This window comes from Hydrogenophaga sp. GW823-FHT04C09, assembly GCF_058796355.1.
The window spans coordinates 683,946-701,264 of record NZ_JBXAIO010000002.1 but is presented as its reverse complement, the minus strand read 5'-3'; the positions used below and the strand labels follow the sequence as shown (position 1 = coordinate 701,264).

Here is a 17,319-nt window from a genome sequence, read left to right as displayed (position 1 = left end):
TGAAACGCCCCCCTGTGCCGCTTCGCGGCTTCCCCCCTCCGTGGCGCGCCTTCGGCGCTTCGAGGGGGGACGGCATCTCGGGCCGGCAAAGCCGGACCCTGGATGCCCCTGGGGGGCTGCCTCTCTCACGAGTCTCTCAGCACCTCCGTCCCGCTCCAAGGAACACCGCATGAAAGCCGCTTCGTCCGCTCGCAAGTCGTCAGCCCACCACCTGCTGTTTCCGCGGGCGGTCATGCTGGTGCTGGGCGCGCTCGCCACCGGTGCCCAGGCGCAGAGCCTGGTGCAGCTGTACGAGGCGGCGCGCGGGTTCGACGCCACCTACCTGGCCGCGCGCTCGCAGTACGACGCGTCCCTGGCCCAGGCCGCGCAGGCCCGCGCCGGCCTGCTGCCGCAAGCCGGCCTGGCCGCCGCGGCGAGCTGGGCGCGGCGCGAGGTGAGCAACTACGGCGCGCTCGACGGCAACAGCAACAACCAGAGCGCCACGCTCTCGGCCAGCCAGCCGCTGTACCGCCCGGCCAACCGGATCGCCAACGACCAGGCCGAGCTCAGCGTCGACATCGCCAAGGCCCGCCTCACCCTGGCCGAGCAGGACCTCATCGTGCGCACCTCGCAGGCCTACTTCGACGTGCTCGCGGCGCAGGACACGCTGGCCTTCGTGCAGGCGCAGAAGACCGCCGTGGCCGAGCAGCTGGCCGCGGCCAAGCGCAACTTCGAGGTCGGCACCACCACCATCACCGACTCGCGCGAGGCGCAGGCCCAGTACGACCTGGTGCTGGCGCGCGAAATCGCGGCCGAGAACGACCTGCGCGTGAAGAAGCTCGCGCTCAACCAGCTGGTGGGCCGCCCCTCGGTGGAGCCGCGCCCGCTGGCCGCGCCCGTGACCCTGCCCGAGGTGGTGCCGGCCGACCCGCAGGCCTGGGTGGACCGCAACCCCGGCACGCACCCGACCATCCTGCAGGCCACGCGCAACCTGGAGATCGCCCAGCTCGAAACCAGCAAGGCCGAAGCCGGGCACAAGCCCACGCTGGACCTGGTCGGCCAGTACCAGGTGGCGCGCGGCCCCATGACGACCCTGCCGATCCCCGGCAACGTGCGCACCAACACCGCCAGCGTCGGCGTGCAGTTCAACCTGCCGCTGTTCGCCGGCTTCGCAGTCCAGAACCGGGTCAAGGAAACCCTGGCGCTGGAAGAAAAGGCGCGCTCCGACCTCGAAGCCGCGCGCCGGGGGGTGGACCTGTCCACGCGCAGCGCCTACCTGGGCGTGGTCTCGGGCCAGGGCCAGGTGCGCGCGCTGCAGGCCGCCGAAGCCTCCAGCCAGAGCGCGCTGGACGCCAACCGCCTGGGTTACCAGGTGGGCGTGCGCATCAACATCGACGTGCTCAACGCGCAGAGCCAGCTGTTCCAGACCAAGCGCGACCTGGCCCAGGCGCGCTACAACGTGCTGCTGAGCAGCCTGCGCCTGCGCCAGGCCAGCGGCGCCCTGCTGCCCGAAGACCTGCTGCCCATCGATTCCCTGCTCGCGAAGTGAGCTCCGCTACACTCGACCGCCAAGTTGGCGTCAGCCAGCCAACACCCGCAGAAGAGGAAGCCATGCAGACCATCAACGTGTTGTGCATCAAATGGGGCAAGAAGTACGGCCCCGAGTACGTCAACAAACTCCACAGCATGGTGTCGCGGCACCTGCACCGGCCCTTCCGTTTCGTCTGCCTGACCGACGACGGTGAAGGCATCAACCCCGCCGTCGAGGTCAAGCCCATCCCCGCCGTGGGTTTCGACGAATTCGACCAGCGCAAGCCCTGGAGCTTCGGCCACGGCTGGCTCAAGCTCACCAGCTTCGCCGATCCGCTCTACGACCTCACCGGCCAGACGCTGTTCCTGGACCTGGACATCGTCATCGTCGACAGCCTGGACGAGTTCTTCGACCAGCCCGGCACCTTCATCGTCATCAAGGAATGGGACAAGAAGGACGGCACGGGCAACACCTCGTGTTACCTCTACACCATCGGCGCGCACACCGACGCCCTGGAGCACCTGAAGAACGGCTACCCGGAGTCGATCGCGGACGTGCGCAACGAGCAGGAGTACATCACCGGCTACCTCAACCGGCAGGGCAAGGTCAGCTACTGGCCCGAGGCCTGGTGCCGCAGCTTCAAGCGCCACTGCATGCGCCCGGGCATCCTGGGCTGGTTCTCGCCGCCCACCATCCCGCCCGGTGCCAAGATCATCGTGTTCCACGGCAAGCCCAACCCACCCGATGTCATTGCCGGCGTGAGCGGCAAGTGGTACCGGCGCGTGTTGCCCGCCCAATGGGTCGCCGACCATTGGCGCTGAGCAGCCCGGTTTCGCTGCCCCATCGGGCGTACCGACTGCTCAGCCGCGCCCTGGCCGCTCCCCTGCTGGGCTGGTTGTGGTGGCGTGGCCGGCGTGAGCCCGGCTACCGTCAGAACCTGCGGCAGCGCCTCGGTTTCATTCCCATCGACCCCGAGCAGCTCGGCTGCATCTGGATCCATGCGGCCTCGGTGGGCGAGGTGCAGGCCATGCAACCGCTGCTGCACGCCCTGCTCGAAGAATGGCCGGCGCACGCCGTGGTCGTCAGCACCCAGACCCCCACCGGTGCGCGCGCGCTGCAGACGCACTGGGGCGACCAGATCCGCCACGTCTACGCGCCCATCGACACGCCCGGTGCCGTCGCCCGCTTCCTGAACCGGCTGCAGCCCCGGCTGCTGATCCTCGTGGAGCGCGAGCTCTGGCCCGAATGGCTGCAGCAATGCCGGGCCAACGCGATCCCGGTTGCGCTCGTCAACGCGCGCCTCTCCGAAGGCTCGGCGCGCACCTACCGGCGATGGCCGGGCCTGATGCGGCCCGTCTGGCCACAGCTCACAGTGGCGGCCGCCGACACCGCCAGCGCCGAGCGCCTGCGCGGGCTGGGTGTGCCCGAGCCGCGCCTGCACGACACCGGCAACCTGAAATTCGATGTCGCCGTGCCCGCCGCGCGCGTGGCGCTGGCGCCCGAACTGCAGGGGCGCACGCTGCTGGTGGCGGGCAGCACGCACGAAGGCGACGAGGCCGCCTGGCTGGCGATCTGGAGCGAGCTCTCGCCCGTCAACCCGAGCTGGCTGCTGGTGCTGGTGCCACGCCATCCCCAGCGCTTCGACGAGGTCGCGGCCCACGTGCAGCACAGCGGTCTGAGTTTCGTGCGGCGCAGCAGCGGGCAGGCGGTGGCGCCGGGCACGCAGGTGCTGCTGATCGACGCCATGGGCGAGCTCATGCACTGGTACCAGCACGCCTCGCTGTGTTTCGTGGGCGGCACGCTGGCGCCCGTGGGCGGGCACAACCCGCTGGAGCCCATGTCGGTCGGCCAGCCGGTGCTGTTCGGCCCTCACGTCCACAACGCGGCGCCGCTGTTCGAGGAGATCGCGCGCAGCGGCGCCGGCGAGCGCGTGCGCGACGCGCGCGAACTGGCGGCGGCGGTGCAGCGCTGGCTGATGCAACACGAGACCTGGCAACGCCGCGCCCACGCCGCGCGCGAGCTGATCGCCCGCAACCAGGGCGCCTCGGCGCGCACGCTGGCCGTGGTGCGGCCGCTGTGGCGGCCCGCACACACCGGCAACGTCTCGCGCGTGCGGGCCTCGGTGGATGCAGGCCGCACCGCCTGGTTCGATCCGCACCACCTGAGCCAGGTCTCCGCGCGCACCTTCGACCCGATCGCCCATGTGGGCGGCACCGCCCTGGCCACCGGCAGCGGGCGCGGCCAGGCGCTGCTGGTCCACGAGGGCGGGCAAGGCTATGTGCTGCGCCACTACCGGCGCGGCGGCCTGATGGCCCGCCTGAGCCACGACCGCTTCTGGCGCGCCGCGCCGCACGACAGCCGCGCCATGCGCGAATTCACCCTGCTGCGCCTGATGCGCTCCTGGCAACTGCCGGTGCCCGAGCCGGTGGCCGCCAGCCACTGGCCCCGCGCGGGCCTGTTCTACGAAGCCGACATCCTCGTCGGCCTCATCCCGGGCAGCGCGAACGTGGTGCAACGGCTCCAGCAAAGGCCGCTCGCGCCAGCCGAATGGCAGGCCCTGGGCCGCGCGATCCGGCAACTGCATGAGCGGCAGGTGTTCCATGCCGACCTGAACGCCCACAATCTGCTGCTCGACCCGGCCGGCCAGGCCTGGATCGTGGATTTCGACAAATGCGGGGTTCGCACGGGCGGCGACTGGAAGCCGCGCAACCTGGAGCGTCTGCGGCGCTCGCTGCGCAAGGAAGCCACCCGCGTCGCCCCTTACCACTGGACCGAAGCCGACTGGGCCCCGCTGATGGCGGGCTACCAGGACCTCCCCGCTCCCCCATGACCCCCCCGTCCACCTTCCTTCAGCGGGGCGCCAAGGCTTCGCTCATCCTGGTCTTCTTCGCGTTCCCGATGTCGGTCGCGCTCGCCAATGTGGCGCTGCTGCTCACCCTGGTGTTCTGGCTGCTCGGCTGCGTCTGGGGCCATTCCCTGCGCGACACCCGCCAGGCGCTGAGCAACCCCCTGGCGGCGCCGGCGCTGGCGCTGTTCGCCTGGATCGCGCTCGCGGCCCTGTGGTCGCCAGCCGAGGGGCCGCTCATCGGCACGGCCCTGGGCAAGTACAGCAAGCTGTTGTGGGTACCGGTCTTCATCGGTCTGCTCAACGACTCGGCCACGCGCCGCCGTTGCTGGCAGGCCTTCGCGCTGGCCATGCTGTTCACGCTGGTGGTCACCTGGCTCAATGTCTGGTTCGATTTTTCCTGGACGCGCACGCACAACCAGGGCTTCGGCGAGGACCACACCGTCTTCAAGGACCGCATCGCGCAAGGCATCCTGATGTCGTTCTTCACGGTGATGGCCCTGCACCAGGCCATGCATGCGCCAACGCGGGCCCGGGCCGTGCTCGCCGCCCTGGTGGCCGCGCTGGCGGCGTTCAGCGTGCTGTTCCTGTCGTCGGGCCGCACCGGCTACCTGGCCCTGCTGCTGGCCCTGGCGGTGTTCGCGGTCTTCGCCGTCGGCCTGCACCGGCGCCGGCTGGCCATCGCGGCGCTGGCCCTGGTCGCCGTGATGGCCGTGACCTTCACCACGTCGACCCAGCTGCGGTCGCGCGTCAACGAGGCCTGGCTTGAAGCACAGAACAGCAGCATCACGGTGCCTGTCACGTCCGCAGGCGCCCGCATGGAGATGAACCGCTTCGCGCTGCAGAGCGCGCTGGAGCAGCCTGTGCTCGGCCACGGCACCGCGTCCTATCCGGTGCTGTCGCCTGCGCATTTCACCGATCCTGCGTGGTGCGCCGTGGTCTGCGTGCACCCACACAACCAGTTCACCTTCTTCCTGTTCGAACAAGGCCTGATCGGCCTGGCCCTGTTCCTGTGGTTCGTGTTCGTCATCGCACGACAGGCCTGGCGCGAAGACACGCCGCGCCGGGCGCTGATGATGGGCTTTGTGGCGGTGCTGCTGGTCGCCAACACGACGCACAGCTCGTTCTGGCTCTCGACGGAAAACCATTTCTTCATCCTGATGTCGGCGCTGCTGATGGCCGCCATCCCGATGCGCCAACGGGAGCGGGTGGCCCCATGACGAAGACCATCGCCTTTCACTCCAACCAGCTATCGATCCGGGGCACCGAGGTCGCGCTGTACGACTACGCGCTTCACAACGAGACGGTGCTGGGCCACCGCAGCCTGGTGGTCTACAACGCCGACAGCCCGCACAACAGCGCCGAGGCCCTGGCCAAGTTCAGCGCGCGCTTCGAGGTGCTGGGCTACCGCCGGATCGACGAACTCGATGCCCTGCTTGGCCGGCACCACGCGGACCTGCTGTACGCCATCAAGGCCGGCAAGAACGACGGTGTGTGGTCGCGCACGGTGCCCACGATGGTGCACGCGGTCTTCCCGACCACCCCCGCGCAGGCCCATGGCGCCTCCTACGCCTTCATCTCCGAGTGGCTGAGCCGGCATTGCGCGAACGGCAAGATCCCCAGCGTGCCGCACATCGTGGAGCTGCCCGATGTGAACGAGGACCTGCGCGGCGAACTGGGCATCCCGCCGCAGGCCAAGGTGCTGGGCTGCCACGGTGGCGCCAACAGCTTCGACGTGCCCAGCGCGATCGAGGCGGTGCGCCAGGTGCTGGCGCGCTCGCCCGACACCTGGTTCGTCTTCCTCAACATCGCGCCCTTCGTGGACCACCCGCGCGCCCTCTTCCTGCCGGGCAGCAGCGACATGGTTTACAAGACGCGTTTCATCAACACCTGCGACGCCATGCTGCACGCGCGCCTGCAGGGCGAGTCCTTCGGGCTGGCCTGTGGCGAGTTCTCGATCCGCAACAAGCCGGTCATCACCTACGCCGGCAGCAAGCACCGGCACCACATCGACGTGCTGGGCGACTCGGGCTTCTGCTACACCGATGCGCGCTCGCTGGTCGACATCATCGAGAAGCTGGACCCGCAAGACCTCAAGCGACACCACTGGGATCGGTATTCCGCGCTCTACAACCGGGACGTGGTGATGGGCCTGTTCGACCGGCACCTGATCCAGCCCGCGCTGCGCAACCCCGACCGCGCCAAACCCCAGTTGAACCTGCGTTGGGCCGACCGGCTGCCGTACTACCGGCTCAAGCTGAGCATGCGCTTCGGCCGCCGCTGACGCGGCCGGCCCTCACCACGCGTTCCACACGCGCAGCTTGAGCTTTTCCCAGGCCGACGGTTTGCCGCCAGCGGCGCGGCGTGCCGCGAGCAAGGCGTCCACATTGCCCACCGGCTGGATCGCCGCCGGGGAGAACAGCTCGGGGCGCTGCGCGAACCATTGCGCCACCACCGTGTTGCCGAAATCGCCCATATGCACGCGGCCCCAGCGCTTGGCCCGTCGGTAGATGTCCTTGCCGGCGTGGATGCGAGCGAGGTTCTTCTCCCGGTCCTTGTAGCGGGGCTTGTTGAGGTTCTGGTGCGAGAAGCGTTCGAGCTTGCGCTCGATCATGTCCATACCGCCCAGGTAGCTGAAGTGCCAGCCCGCGTCGCGGACCTCGAGGGTTACCACCTCGGCGCGCAGGGCCGCGCTGTTGCGGATGTCTTCGGCCTCATGGGCGAGCGCGTAGGCGCCCGTGACCGCCACCGCCTTGCGCCAGAACGGTTCCGACACCATGAGGTAGTCGCAGTAGAAGTACAGCATCAGCAACTCGAAGACCTGGACGGTGCCCGGCTCGACGGGGCCGATTTTCTCGGGCCGGATGATCTCGTCCACGTCGGCGATGACCACCACGTCGTCTTCGGCCGCATCCTGGTAACCGAGGCGCAAGGCGTTGCGCTGCACGCGCTCGCGGTCCCACGTGGTCTGGCACGCCGCGAACACCTCGGCGCGCAGCGGGATGTAGCGGATCTTGGAGCGGGCCCAGGCGTATCGCTCGGCGTCGAACTGCAGGGCCTTCGCGGTGCCGGCGAAGGTGACCTCGGCCTCGACGATCACGAAGTGGTCCACGCGGTCCCACTGCGTGCGCAGACGCAGTTCCAGGCAATCCTCACCGTCGAAGGTGATGCAGTCGTAGACCTTGTAGGGAGATGGCATGGGATTCTGTCCGGAGAAACATTCGTGCGGCGCGATTCAGTCGCGCAGCCGCCAGCGCACCAGGCCCATCCAGCGCCCGGCCATGCGCGCGAGCAGGCGCGGCGACCACGCGATCGCGCGCAACGGCAGGGCCACCGTGGTGCCCAGCAGCACCGACCAGCGCTGGCGCCGCGCCTTCGCGTGCGAACGGTGCTTGGCGGTGTAGATCAGCTTGGACTGGGCGTGGTGGTAACCGCGCAGGTACTCGCTCTTCCAGGGCGTCTTGCCCTTGACCGAGCCGCGCGCGCGGTGCACGGCGGCCACGGCGGGCCACACGACGATGGGCCGCTGCCGCTGGAACAGCCGCAGGCAGAGGTCGTCGTCCTCGTAGTACAGGAAGAAGCGCTCGTCGAAGAAGCCCACGCCCTCGAAACGCGAGAGCCGGAACAGCATCGCCGCGCCGACCACGAAACCCACGCAGGCAGGGCCTTCGGCGCCGGGCCCGCGCGAGGACCAGGCGGTGCTCGGCCAGCGGTAGTTCACATCGGGCCGCCCGGGCGCGCCTTCGAGCTGCGGCGCCACGATGGCGGCCTCGGGCATGCCGTTGGCCACCCGCACCAGCTCGCGCAGGCCCTCGGGCGTGACTTCGCAATCGGGGTTGACCAGCAAGGCCAGCGGCGTGCGCGTGGCGGCGAGCGCGCGGTTGTTCGCGGCTCCGAAACCGAGGTTGCGGCCGTGCTCGAGCACGGTGGCCTGCGGCCAGCGCGCGCGCGCCAGCGCGGGGGTGTCGTCGGTGCTGCCGTTGTCCGAGATCACCACGTGCGGGCAGTGCGCGAGCAGCGCATCCAGCGCGTCCAGGCAATGGGCGCTGTGGTACGTGACCAGGACGACGGTGACCTGGTCGAGCAGCTCGTCGGCGTTCATCTCAATGCGCGCTGGCGCCGACCACGGCATCGGGCTTGGCCTGCTTCAGCAGCGCCAGCATGGTGGCCTCGATGCGGTGCAGCGCCTCGGTGGTCTGGCCTTCGAAGCGCAGCACCAGCACCGGCGTGGTGTTGGAGGCGCGGATCAGACCGAAGCCGTCGGGCCAGTCCACGCGCACGCCGTCGATGGTGGAGAGTTTGGCCGGCGCGTCGAACTTCGCCAGCGCGACCAGCTTGTCCACCACCGCGTGCGGCTCGCCTTCGGCGCAGGCCACGTTGAGCTCGGGCGTGCTGTGGCTGGTGGGCAGGGCGTTGAGCACGGCGCTCGCGTCGGGGCTGCGGCTGAGGATTTCCAGCAGGCGCGCGCCGGCGTAGGTGCCGTCGTCGAAACCGAACCAGCGCTCCTTGAAGAAGATGTGGCCGCTCATCTCGCCGCCCAGCGGGCTGTCCAGCTCCTTCATGCGCGCCTTGATCAGCGAGTGGCCGGTCTTGTAGATGTGGGGCACGCCACCGGCCGCCTCGATCGCGGGCGCCAGGCGCTGCGAGCATTTCACGTCGAACACGATGTCGCCACCGGGCACGCGCGAGAGCACGTCCTGCGCGAACAGGATCATCTGGCGGTCGGGGTAGATGGTCTGGCCGTCCTTGGTGACGATGCCCAGGCGGTCGCCGTCGCCGTCGAAGGCCAGGCCGAGTTCGGCGTCGGTCTCGCGCAGGGTGCGGATCACGTCCTGCAGGTTCTCGGGCTTGCTCGGGTCCGGGTGGTGGTTGGGGAAGTTGCCGTCCACCTCGCTGAAGAGTTCGATCACCTCGCAGCCCAGCGCGCGGAAGATCGCCGGGGCCGAGGCGCCGGCCACGCCGTTGCCGCAGTCCACCACCAGCTTCATGGGGCGCGCGAGCTTGGCGTCGGACACGATGCGGGCCTGGTACGCGGCCTGCACGTTGATCAGGCGCACGCGCCCGCCCTCGGCGCGCCGGTGCGTCTCGGCTTCCATGGTCTTGCGCAGGGCCTGGATGTCCTCGCCGTAGATCGCGCGGCCGGCCAGCACCATCTTGAAACCGTTGTAGTCCCTGGGGTTGTGGCTGCCCGTGACCTGGATGCCGCTGGTGCACAGCGTGGCGGCGGCGAAGTACAGCATGGGCGTGGTCGCCAGACCGATGTCGATCACGTCCACCCCGGCGGCCACCAGCCCCCGGATCAGCGCGGCGGACAGGGCCGGGCCGCTCAGGCGGCCGTCGCGGCCCACGGCCACGGTCTTTTCGCCCAGTTCCAGGGCCCGGGTGCCAAAGGCCAGGCCCAATGCCTCGGCCACGCCTTCGTTCAACGCGGTGGGGGTGACGCCCCGGATGTCGTAGGCCTTGAAGATGGACGCGGCAACTTGCATGGAGTTTTTCCTCGTGACGGGCAAAACGGGCATTGTAGGAGGGGGGTACCCATCATGCCGGAGGCACATGTCCGGAAACGGCCAGTCAACCCCGTCCGAACGGCCTACCATGGCTGCCATGAACCACTCAGACCGCATCGACGAAGACGCCTGCTACCGCGCGCTGTGCTCGCACGACGCGCGCTTCGACGGCCAGTTCTTCACCGCCGTCACCTCCACCGGCATCTACTGCCGACCGGTGTGCCGCGTGCGCACGCCCCGGCGCGAGAACTGCCGCTTCTTCGCGCACGCCGCGCAGGCCGAACAGGCGGGCTTCCGGCCCTGCCTGCGCTGCCGGCCCGAGCTGGCGCCGCGCGAGCGGCACTGGTCGACGGAAGACGCCTCCACCATCCTGGTGCAGCAGGCCACGCTGTGGCTGGACGACCCCCAGCACTGGCAGGACGACGACGGCGGCGCGATGGGCGAGCGCCTGGCGGCGCGGCTGGGCGTGAGCGACCGCCACCTGCGGCGCGTCTTCGAGGAACGCCTGGGCGTCTCGCCGCTGCAGTACCTGCTCACGCGCAAGCTGCTCACGGCCAAGCAGCTGCTGGCCGACACCGACCTGCCCGTCACCCAGATCGCCCAGGCCAGCGGCTTTGCCAGCGTGCGGCGCTTCAACGCGGCCTTTCTCGAGCACTACCGGCTCAACCCCACGCAGCTGCGGCGCGAAACCGCCACCCGCGACACCGGCCAGGGCACCGCGGTGCGGCTGGGCTACCGGCCGCCGTACGACGTGGCGGCCACGCTGGGCTTCTTCCGCCAGCGCCTGATCGACGGCGTGGCCTTCATCGACGAACAGGGCCTGCGCCTGGGGCAGACCCTGCGCATGGAGCTGGGCGGGCGCACCCACACGGGCTGGCTGGTGGCCGGCTTCGACGAGGCCCGCAGCCAGCTCGAGCTGCGCGTCAGCGACGACCTGCGCGAGGTCTTGCCCCAGGTGATTCACCGCCTGCGCGCCGCGCTCGACCTGGACGCCGACCCGACCGCCATCAACGCCGTGCTGCACGGCGCGTTCCCGGCCGGCGATGGCCTGCGGGTGCCCGGCGCGCTCGACGGCTTCGAGCTCGCGGTGCGCGCGGTGCTGGGCCAGCAGATCACGGTGGCGGCCGCGCGCACGCTGGCGCAACGGCTGGTGAACCGCTTCGGCGAGCCCGTCGAGACGCCGCACGCCGGCCTCTCCCGCCTGTTCCCCACGCCCGCCGCATTGGCCCAGGCCGAAGGCGACGGCCTGGGGGAACTCGGCATCGTGCGGCAGCGCCAGGCCGCCATCGTGGCGCTGGCGCGCGGCGTGGCCGAGCAGGGCCTGGTGCTCAACGGCAGCGCCGACGTGCCCGCCACCCTCACCGCCCTCAAGGCCATGCCGGGCATCGGCGACTGGACCGCGCAGTACATCGCCATGCGCGCCCTGCGCTGGCCCGACGCCTTCCCCGCGGGTGACGTGGCACTGCACAAGGTCATGGGCGTGCGCGAAAACAAACACCCGGCCCGCGAGGCCGAAGCCGCCTCCCTCGCCTGGAAACCCTGGCGCAGCTACGCCGTCGTGCGCGCCTGGTCGGCAGGCCACGTCGTCTCATCCACAGGAGCCTCCGCATGAAACACGATCCCCTCACCGTCTTCACCACCTGGCAAGGCCCGATGGGCGCCATGACGCTGGCGGCCACGCCGCGCGGCCTGAGCGGCGTCTGGTTCGACGGGCAGCGCCACGGCCCGGACCGCTCGGCCTGGCGCCACGACCCCGACCACCCGGTGCTGCGCCAGGCCATCGAGCAGCTCACGCAGTACTTCGCCGGGCAGCGCCAGCACTTCGAGCTGCCGCTGGACCTGAGCATGGGCACGCCCTTCCAGCAGCAGGTGTGGCAGGCCTTGTTGGGCATCGCGCCCGGCGCCACCACCAGCTACGGGCGACTGAGCGCGGCCATCGGCAAACCGGCCGCGGTGCGCGCGCTGGGGGCGGCGGTGGGCCGCAACCCGATGAGCGTGGTGGTGCCCTGCCACCGCGTGCTGGGCACCGACGGCTCGCTCACCGGCTACGCGGGTGGGCTGGATCGCAAGACCGCCCTGCTCTCGCTCGAAGGTGCCACCTTGGTGTGAGGCGGCGCGACGAACGGCATTGTGCCGTTCCACTCATCAATCCATGCCCCATCCGGCATCAATCGCGCGCCGTGACACCCGGGGCGCCATGCATACTTTGACGCCATGAGCCCCACCCTCGTCCTGGAATTCCTGCTGCTGGCCGCCCTGTGGGGCGCCTCCTTCCTGTTCATGCGCCTGGGCGGCGCCGAGTTCGGCGCCCTGCCCACGGCCGGCCTGCGCGTCGCGCTCGCCGCCCTCTTCCTGCTGCCGGTGTTCTTCATCAAGGGTGTATGGGCCGACTTCCGCTCGCGCGCCCGGCCCATCCTGTTCGTCGGCCTGCTCAACTCCGGCATCCCCTTCGCCCTGTTCGCCTACGCCGTGCTGCACATCCCCACCGGCCTGACCTCCATCCTCAACGCCACCGTGCCGCTGTCGGGCGCGCTGGTGGCCTGGCTCTGGCTCAAGGACCGGCCAGGCGGCTCGCGCATGCTGGGCCTGGCGATCGGCTTCGCCGGCGTCACGCTGCTGGTGATCGGCAAGTCCGGCTTCAGCGCGGCCGGCGTGGTGAGCGACGGCCCCGTGGCCAGCACGCTGATCGCCATGGGGGCCTGCCTGCTCGCCACCCTGTTCTACGGCATCGCCGCGAGCTTCACCAAGCGCTACCTCACGGGCGCCCACCCGCTGGCCACCGCCACCGGCAGCCAGATCGGCGCGGCCCTGGGCCTGGCCATTCCCACCGCCTTGCTGTGGCCCAGCCAGCCGGTGAGCAGCACCGCCTGGGGCGCGGTCGCGGCCGTGGCCCTGCTGTGCACGGCCATCGCCTACATCATTTTTTTCCACCTGATCGAGAAGGCCGGCCCGAGCCGCGCGCTGACCGTGACCTTCCTGGTGCCGGTGTTCGCGCTGGTCTACGGCTCGGTCTTCCTCAACGAGGTCATCACGCCCTGGATGATCGGCTGCGGCGTGGTCATCGTCTGCGGCACCGCCCTGTCCACCGGGCTGGTGCGGCTGGGCTGGCTGGAGCGCGCGGCCTGAGGGCGCGCGGTCACTTCGCGGCCGATGCGCGTGGGAGGGCCTTGCCCGCCGAGGGCGAGCCGGGCAGCGCCAGCGCCACTTCCTCGAGGTAGCCGGCCAGCACCTGCGCCTCGTCGCTGAGGGGGCGGATCGCCGAGCGGTAGATCTCCGTCCCAAGCTCGATGCGCGGCCGGAAGGGCCGCGTCACGATGTCCGGGAAGATGCCGGTGGACAGCAGCATGGGGTTGATCAACCCGATGCCCACGTTCTGCTGCACCAGCGCGCACACCCCCATGGAGGTGCTGGCGATCGTGCCCTGCCCCACCAGCACGCCGGCTTCCTGCAGCGTGGCGCGCACCAGGATCGAGGTGGGCGACTCCTCGGGCAGCGCGATCACCTCGGCGTCCACCAGGTCCTGCGGCCGCACCAGGGCCTTGGCCACCAGGGGGTGGCGCCGGTGCATGGCCACCACCAGCAAGTCCTCGGAGATGGTGCGGCGCTCGCACAGTTCCACGGCGCTGATGGTGTTGGGCGCGGGCGGGTTGGTGACGCCCAGATCGACCTCGTGGTGGGCGACCAGCCGCAGCACCTCCGGCGGCCCCTCCACCCGCACCCGCACCTTGACCTCGGGGTGGCTGAGCTTGAAGCGCTGGATCGCGCCGGGCAGGATGGCGATCAAAGGGGGCGCGTGCGCCGCCACCGTCACCGTGCGGTTCGAGGCCTGGTCCAGCGTGGCGGCTTCGGCCAGCGCCCAGGCCAGGTGGTTGGCCGCCTGCTCGGCGCGCGGCAGCAGGCGGCGGGCCGCGGCGGTGGGCTCCAGCCGGCCACCCTGGCGCGTGAACAGCTCGACGCCGGTCTCGCGCTCCAGCAGGCCCAGGGTCTTGCTGACAGCGGCCTTGGAAATGCCCAGCTTGAGCGCGGCCTCGCCCAGCCCCCGGCTGCGCATCACCGCGGTGAAGATCTGGAAATGGCGGCCGTTGAGCAGCGAGGACACAGGCATGGGAAGGCGAAACGTGGGTGGTGGTCAAGGGCGAAATCGTCAACCAGAGGTTAACAAGAAAGTGCCTTGTGCTCCCGGGTGCCTCCCTAGAATTTCCCTCATCCCATTCACCCATTCCCCCAAGAACCGAGGTAGTCCCCCGTGATCCGACAACTGCTCCCCGCCCTGATCGTTTCGGCCTTTGCCCCCTTCGCCGCGGCCCAGTCCTTCCCCTCCAAACCCGTGACCATCGTGGTCTCGGTGCCGGCCGGCGGCACCATCGACGCCATCGCGCGCATGGTGGCCAAGGACATGGGCGAGGCCCTGGGACAGCCGGTGGTGATCGACAACCGCGCGGGCGCCAACGGCAACATCGCCGCCGAGTTCGTGCGCCGCGCGCCGGCCGACGGCCACACGCTGCTGATGCTGGCCTCCAGCACGCTGACGCTGGGCCCCTACGTCATGGACAAGGTGCCGTTCGACCCGATCAAGGACTTCGCGCCCGTCGCCATGACGGCCGGCCTCAACATGGCCCTGCTGGCCCACCCCAAGGTGGGCGTGAGCGACGTCAAGGGCCTGGTCGAGAAGATGAAGGCCAGCCCCGGCAAGCTGAACTACTCCTCCACCGGCAACGGTTCCTTCCCGCACGTGGCGGGCGCCCTGCTGAACCTGGAGACCGACACCCAGGCCGAGCACCTCGCCTACAAGGGCCTGGCGCCTTCGATACAGGACCTGCTGGCCGGCGTGGTGGACTTCACCTTCGACTCGGGCAGCGCCATCCATGTGAAGGCCGGCAAGCTCAAGGCGCTGGCCGTGATCGGCCCCAAGCGCGCGGCCGCCCTGCCCGACGTGCCCACCTTCCGCGAAGTGGGCCTGCCCGAGCTGGAGAAGATCAGCGGCTGGCACGGCGTCTTCGCACCCGCCGGCACGCCGGACGACGTGATCCGCCGCCTGAACGCCGAGATCAACAAGAGCCTGAAGAAGCCCGCCTCCATCGAGCGCGTGCAGGCCATGGGTTTCGAGAGCGTCACCACCACCCCGGCCGAGCTCGGCAACGTGCTGCGCAAGGACCACAAGACCTACGGTGAGCTGATCACGCGCACCAAGATCTCCATCAACTGACCGCCCGGGCGCGCCGCGCCCCTCCCCCTCGTCTGTGAACGACATCGCCCGATCGACGGCGAGGGGCCTTGCTTCGCCTTTCATTTCCCGCTCCATGCCCAGCTTCCAATTCGAAACCCCACCCCGCATCGTCTGCGAGCGCGGCGCGGCCCTGCGACTCGCACCGCTGCTGCAAAGACGCCGGCATGCCTTCGTCGTCACCGACGCCGGCCTGGTGCGCGCAGGCCTGATCGACGCCCCGGTGGCCGCGCTGCGCAAGGCCGGGCTGCGCGTGACGGTGCACGACAAGGTGGAGGCCGACCCGCCCGAGCACGTGGTGCTCGCGGCGGTGGACGCGGCCCGCGTCGCCGGGGCCGACTGCGTCATCGGCCTGGGCGGCGGCAGCTCGCTGGACACCGCCAAACTGGTCGCGCTGCTCGCGGCCAGCCCCCAGCCGCTGGCCGACATCTACGGGCCGCAGCGCGCGACCGGGCCGCGCCTGCCGCTGATCCAAGTGCCGACCACGGCCGGCACCGGTTCCGAGGCCACGCCCACCTCGGTGGTCTCCACGCCGGACCACCAGAAACGCGGCGTCATCAGCTCGCTGCTGTACCCCGATGTCGCCGTGCTGGACGCCCAGCTGACCCTGGCCCTGCCGCCCGCGCCCACCGCCATGACCGGCGTGGATGCGATGGTGCACGCCATCGAGGCCTACACCACCCGCCACCTGAAGAACCCGATCTCCGACGCGCTGGCGGTGCGCGCGCTCCAGCTGCTCGACCGCCACCTCGGGCGCGTGATCGCCCAGGGCGACGACATCGAAGCGCGGGAAGGCATGCTGCTGGGCTCGATGCTGGCCGGCATGGCCTTCGCCAATGCGCCGGTGGCCGCGATCCACGCCCTGGCCCACCCGCTGGGCAGCCACTTCCACGTGCCCCACGGCCTGGCCAACGCCCTGGTCATGGTGCCGGTGCTGCGCTTCAACCTGCCCGAGGCGGGCGCTCGTTACGCCGAACTCGCGCGCGCCTTGAACCCGGCGCTGCACGGGGCCAGCGACGGTGAAGCGGCCGAGGCCTTCATCGCCACCATGGCCCGGCACGTGGCGCAAGCCCCGATGCCGCAGCGGCTGCGCGAGGTGGGCATCGCCGCCAACGACCTGCCCATGCTGGCCGAGGCCGCCATGGGCGTGCAAAGGCTGCTGACCAACAACCCGCGAGAACTGAACCAGACCCACGCCCTCGTCCTGTACACCCAGGCGCACTGACGCCGAGCCAGAGGCGCTTCTACTGGGTTTGAACACATCGCCCCAGGCCCTGGTGCCTCTGACCAAGGCACGCCCGCCTGGTCAGGGGTCCAGGCAACGCGATCGGTCGATGTCCTGTCAGTTCGACAGCAGCAGCAACTCGCTGCGCGCCTCGATGCCCAGCTTGATGTAGGCGCGTTTGCGCAGGGTCTGGACCGTGGACGGGGCCACGCCCATGCCCGCGGCGATGCCGTCCACACTGAGACCGTCCACGATGCCCACGCAGACCTCGCGCTCGCGCTCGGACAACCGGGGTGCCCGCTGCAGCAGGTTCTGCTCGACCAGGGCCTTGCGCGCCTGCGCGTGCAGGCGCTGCCGCCGGACATGCAAGGCGTTGAGGTGCACCTTGCGAAGAATGGGTGCGATGGCGGTCAGGCGGTCGATCTCCATCGGGGCAAAAGGCCCGCAGGACACATCGCGGTAGAGGTTGATGGCAAACGCGGTGCGGGCAACCGGCGCGTACAGGAAGCTCAACCGGCCCGTGAGTTTCGAATGCTCAAAAATTTCCTGCCGCCAGCAGATGTCCGGAATGTCCTCCAGACCATAGTGCACCACGGTCACATCCGGCGAGGGATGCACATCCTGCTGGACCCGGCCCGCCAGGTGGGTCACCTCGTCCAGCTGGCTGTACTGCCGCTTGTAGCGGGCAAAGCACTCGGCCGTGATGTTGGGCAGGTGGTCCCCGTGCGTGCATCCATCCACCTGCGAGGGCACGGCCCCCGAGTACTCGACCAGGGAGAGGTAGTCCACCTCCACGTGCGCGTTGATGAAGTTCAGCAAGCCGCGCCCGGGTGCGGTGCTCGTCGGCACATCGAGCAGCAGGTTCATGGCCGCCGCGTCCACGTGGTGGCCGGGCGGTGGCGTGAGGACATTCCAGGTGGAGCGCATGGCGCAGCCAGTTTGAAACCTCGCCGAGAGGGCACCAATAGGGCTTACCCGGTCGGCTGCCGCGCGGCCGCGGGTCGACCT

General features: G+C 70.1%; 15 protein-coding genes. 10 read left to right on the top strand and 5 right to left on the bottom strand.

From position 1 onward, the window contains the following. The first annotated feature begins 169 nt into the window (after positions 1 to 169). The 5 genes from AC1Q9M_RS08520 (at position 170) to AC1Q9M_RS08500 (ending at position 6,639) form a co-directional block, all read left to right on the top strand. Complete coding sequence (locus tag AC1Q9M_RS08520; RefSeq protein ID WP_382323657.1) at positions 170 to 1,528, top strand: TolC family outer membrane protein; 1,359 nt, start codon at positions 170 to 172, stop codon at positions 1,526 to 1,528. Between the two features lie 62 nt (positions 1,529 to 1,590). Further along, on the top strand, positions 1,591 to 2,331 hold the full coding sequence (locus AC1Q9M_RS08515) for a glycosyltransferase (protein ID WP_492433296.1): 741 nt from the start codon (positions 1,591 to 1,593) through the stop codon (positions 2,329 to 2,331). Next, a complete protein-coding gene (locus AC1Q9M_RS08510; RefSeq protein WP_492433294.1) occupies positions 2,307 to 4,340 on the top strand; it encodes a 3-deoxy-D-manno-octulosonic acid kinase in 2,034 nt (677 codons plus the stop codon). The genes AC1Q9M_RS08515 and AC1Q9M_RS08510 overlap by 25 nt, the downstream gene beginning before the upstream one ends. Further along, positions 4,337 to 5,575: an O-antigen ligase family protein gene (locus AC1Q9M_RS08505; RefSeq protein WP_382323655.1), complete on the top strand. Its 1,239-nt coding sequence runs from the start codon at positions 4,337 to 4,339 to the stop codon at positions 5,573 to 5,575. Before AC1Q9M_RS08510 ends, AC1Q9M_RS08505 begins: the two co-directional genes overlap by 4 nt. Continuing rightward, positions 5,572 to 6,639 carry a glycosyltransferase family protein gene (locus tag AC1Q9M_RS08500; RefSeq protein ID WP_444688231.1) on the top strand — a complete coding sequence of 356 codons (1,068 nt, stop codon included), beginning with the start codon at positions 5,572 to 5,574 and terminating at the stop codon, positions 6,637 to 6,639. Before AC1Q9M_RS08505 ends, AC1Q9M_RS08500 begins: the two co-directional genes overlap by 4 nt. A 12-nt stretch (positions 6,640 to 6,651) precedes the next feature. Here the strand turns inward: AC1Q9M_RS08500 and AC1Q9M_RS08495 are convergent, their stop codons facing one another. From AC1Q9M_RS08495 to AC1Q9M_RS08485, 3 genes are read right to left on the bottom strand one after another with little or no spacing between them, the layout of a single operon-like run. Further along, positions 6,652 to 7,554 carry a glycosyltransferase family 17 protein gene (locus AC1Q9M_RS08495; RefSeq protein WP_444688232.1) on the bottom strand — a complete coding sequence of 301 codons (903 nt, stop codon included), beginning with the start codon at positions 7,552 to 7,554 and terminating at the stop codon, positions 6,652 to 6,654. A gap of 36 nt (positions 7,555 to 7,590) precedes the next feature. Next, positions 7,591 to 8,457, bottom strand: a complete 867-nt coding sequence (locus tag AC1Q9M_RS08490) for a glycosyltransferase family 2 protein (protein WP_444688233.1) — start codon at positions 8,455 to 8,457, stop codon at positions 7,591 to 7,593. 1 nt (position 8,458) lies between these two features. Next, the gene (locus tag AC1Q9M_RS08485; RefSeq protein ID WP_382323651.1) at positions 8,459 to 9,841 is read right to left on the bottom strand and encodes a phosphomannomutase/phosphoglucomutase; all 1,383 of its coding nucleotides are present in this window, start codon (positions 9,839 to 9,841) and stop codon (positions 8,459 to 8,461) included. 118 nt (positions 9,842 to 9,959) lie between these two features. Between AC1Q9M_RS08485 and AC1Q9M_RS08480 the strand changes: the two genes are divergently transcribed. The 3 genes from AC1Q9M_RS08480 (at position 9,960) to AC1Q9M_RS08470 (ending at position 12,988) form a co-directional block, all read left to right on the top strand. Then, a complete protein-coding gene (locus AC1Q9M_RS08480) occupies positions 9,960 to 11,474 on the top strand; it encodes a DNA-3-methyladenine glycosylase 2 family protein (RefSeq protein WP_492433290.1) in 1,515 nt (504 codons plus the stop codon). Continuing rightward, a complete protein-coding gene (locus AC1Q9M_RS08475) occupies positions 11,471 to 11,971 on the top strand; it encodes a methylated-DNA--[protein]-cysteine S-methyltransferase (protein WP_382323649.1) in 501 nt (166 codons plus the stop codon). Before AC1Q9M_RS08480 ends, AC1Q9M_RS08475 begins: the two co-directional genes overlap by 4 nt. Positions 11,972 to 12,076: 105 nt before the next feature. Beyond that, positions 12,077 to 12,988, top strand: a complete 912-nt coding sequence (locus tag AC1Q9M_RS08470) for a DMT family transporter (RefSeq protein ID WP_291112790.1) — start codon at positions 12,077 to 12,079, stop codon at positions 12,986 to 12,988. A gap of 10 nt (positions 12,989 to 12,998) precedes the next feature. Here AC1Q9M_RS08470 and AC1Q9M_RS08465 read toward each other — a convergent pair whose 3' ends face one another. Continuing rightward, a complete protein-coding gene (locus AC1Q9M_RS08465) occupies positions 12,999 to 13,967 on the bottom strand; it encodes a LysR family transcriptional regulator (RefSeq protein ID WP_382159920.1) in 969 nt (322 codons plus the stop codon). Positions 13,968 to 14,108: 141 nt separating this feature from the next. On the opposite strand from AC1Q9M_RS08465, the gene AC1Q9M_RS08460 reads away from it, so the two are divergent. Together AC1Q9M_RS08460 and AC1Q9M_RS08455 are read left to right on the top strand one after the other, a co-directional pair. Next, positions 14,109 to 15,068, top strand: coding sequence for a Bug family tripartite tricarboxylate transporter substrate binding protein (locus tag AC1Q9M_RS08460; RefSeq protein ID WP_382159922.1), 960 nt, complete (start codon positions 14,109 to 14,111; stop codon positions 15,066 to 15,068). Positions 15,069 to 15,162: 94 nt separating this feature from the next. Continuing rightward, positions 15,163 to 16,311, top strand: a complete 1,149-nt coding sequence (locus AC1Q9M_RS08455; protein WP_492433287.1) for an iron-containing alcohol dehydrogenase — start codon at positions 15,163 to 15,165, stop codon at positions 16,309 to 16,311. A 117-nt stretch (positions 16,312 to 16,428) separates the two neighbouring features. Here the strand turns inward: AC1Q9M_RS08455 and AC1Q9M_RS08450 are convergent, their stop codons facing one another. Next, positions 16,429 to 17,238 carry a helix-turn-helix transcriptional regulator gene (locus tag AC1Q9M_RS08450; RefSeq protein ID WP_492433285.1) on the bottom strand — a complete coding sequence of 270 codons (810 nt, stop codon included), beginning with the start codon at positions 17,236 to 17,238 and terminating at the stop codon, positions 16,429 to 16,431. Between the last annotated feature and the right edge of the window lie 81 nt (positions 17,239 to 17,319).

Bases quoted from the DNA above. Each gene is read 5' to 3' on its own strand.
- AC1Q9M_RS08520 (WP_382323657.1), top strand. From the start codon at position 170: ATGAAAGCCGCTTCGTCCGCTCGCAAGTCGTCAGCCCACCACCTGCTG.
- AC1Q9M_RS08470 (WP_291112790.1), top strand. From the start codon at position 12,077: ATGAGCCCCACCCTCGTCCTGGAATTCCTGCTGCTGGCCGCCCTGTGG.
- AC1Q9M_RS08490 (WP_444688233.1), bottom strand. From the start codon at position 8,457: ATGAACGCCGACGAGCTGCTCGACCAGGTCACCGTCGTCCTGGTCACG.
- AC1Q9M_RS08485 (WP_382323651.1), bottom strand. From the start codon at position 9,841: ATGCAAGTTGCCGCGTCCATCTTCAAGGCCTACGACATCCGGGGCGTC.
- AC1Q9M_RS08505 (WP_382323655.1), top strand. From the start codon at position 4,337: ATGACCCCCCCGTCCACCTTCCTTCAGCGGGGCGCCAAGGCTTCGCTC.
- AC1Q9M_RS08510 (WP_492433294.1), top strand. From the start codon at position 2,307: ATGGGTCGCCGACCATTGGCGCTGAGCAGCCCGGTTTCGCTGCCCCAT.
- AC1Q9M_RS08515 (WP_492433296.1), top strand. From the start codon at position 1,591: ATGCAGACCATCAACGTGTTGTGCATCAAATGGGGCAAGAAGTACGGC.
- AC1Q9M_RS08480 (WP_492433290.1), top strand. From the start codon at position 9,960: ATGAACCACTCAGACCGCATCGACGAAGACGCCTGCTACCGCGCGCTG.
- AC1Q9M_RS08495 (WP_444688232.1), bottom strand. From the start codon at position 7,554: ATGCCATCTCCCTACAAGGTCTACGACTGCATCACCTTCGACGGTGAG.
- AC1Q9M_RS08465 (WP_382159920.1), bottom strand. From the start codon at position 13,967: ATGCCTGTGTCCTCGCTGCTCAACGGCCGCCATTTCCAGATCTTCACC.
- AC1Q9M_RS08455 (WP_492433287.1), top strand. From the start codon at position 15,163: ATGCCCAGCTTCCAATTCGAAACCCCACCCCGCATCGTCTGCGAGCGC.
- AC1Q9M_RS08475 (WP_382323649.1), top strand. From the start codon at position 11,471: ATGAAACACGATCCCCTCACCGTCTTCACCACCTGGCAAGGCCCGATG.
- AC1Q9M_RS08450 (WP_492433285.1), bottom strand. From the start codon at position 17,238: ATGCGCTCCACCTGGAATGTCCTCACGCCACCGCCCGGCCACCACGTG.
- AC1Q9M_RS08500 (WP_444688231.1), top strand. From the start codon at position 5,572: ATGACGAAGACCATCGCCTTTCACTCCAACCAGCTATCGATCCGGGGC.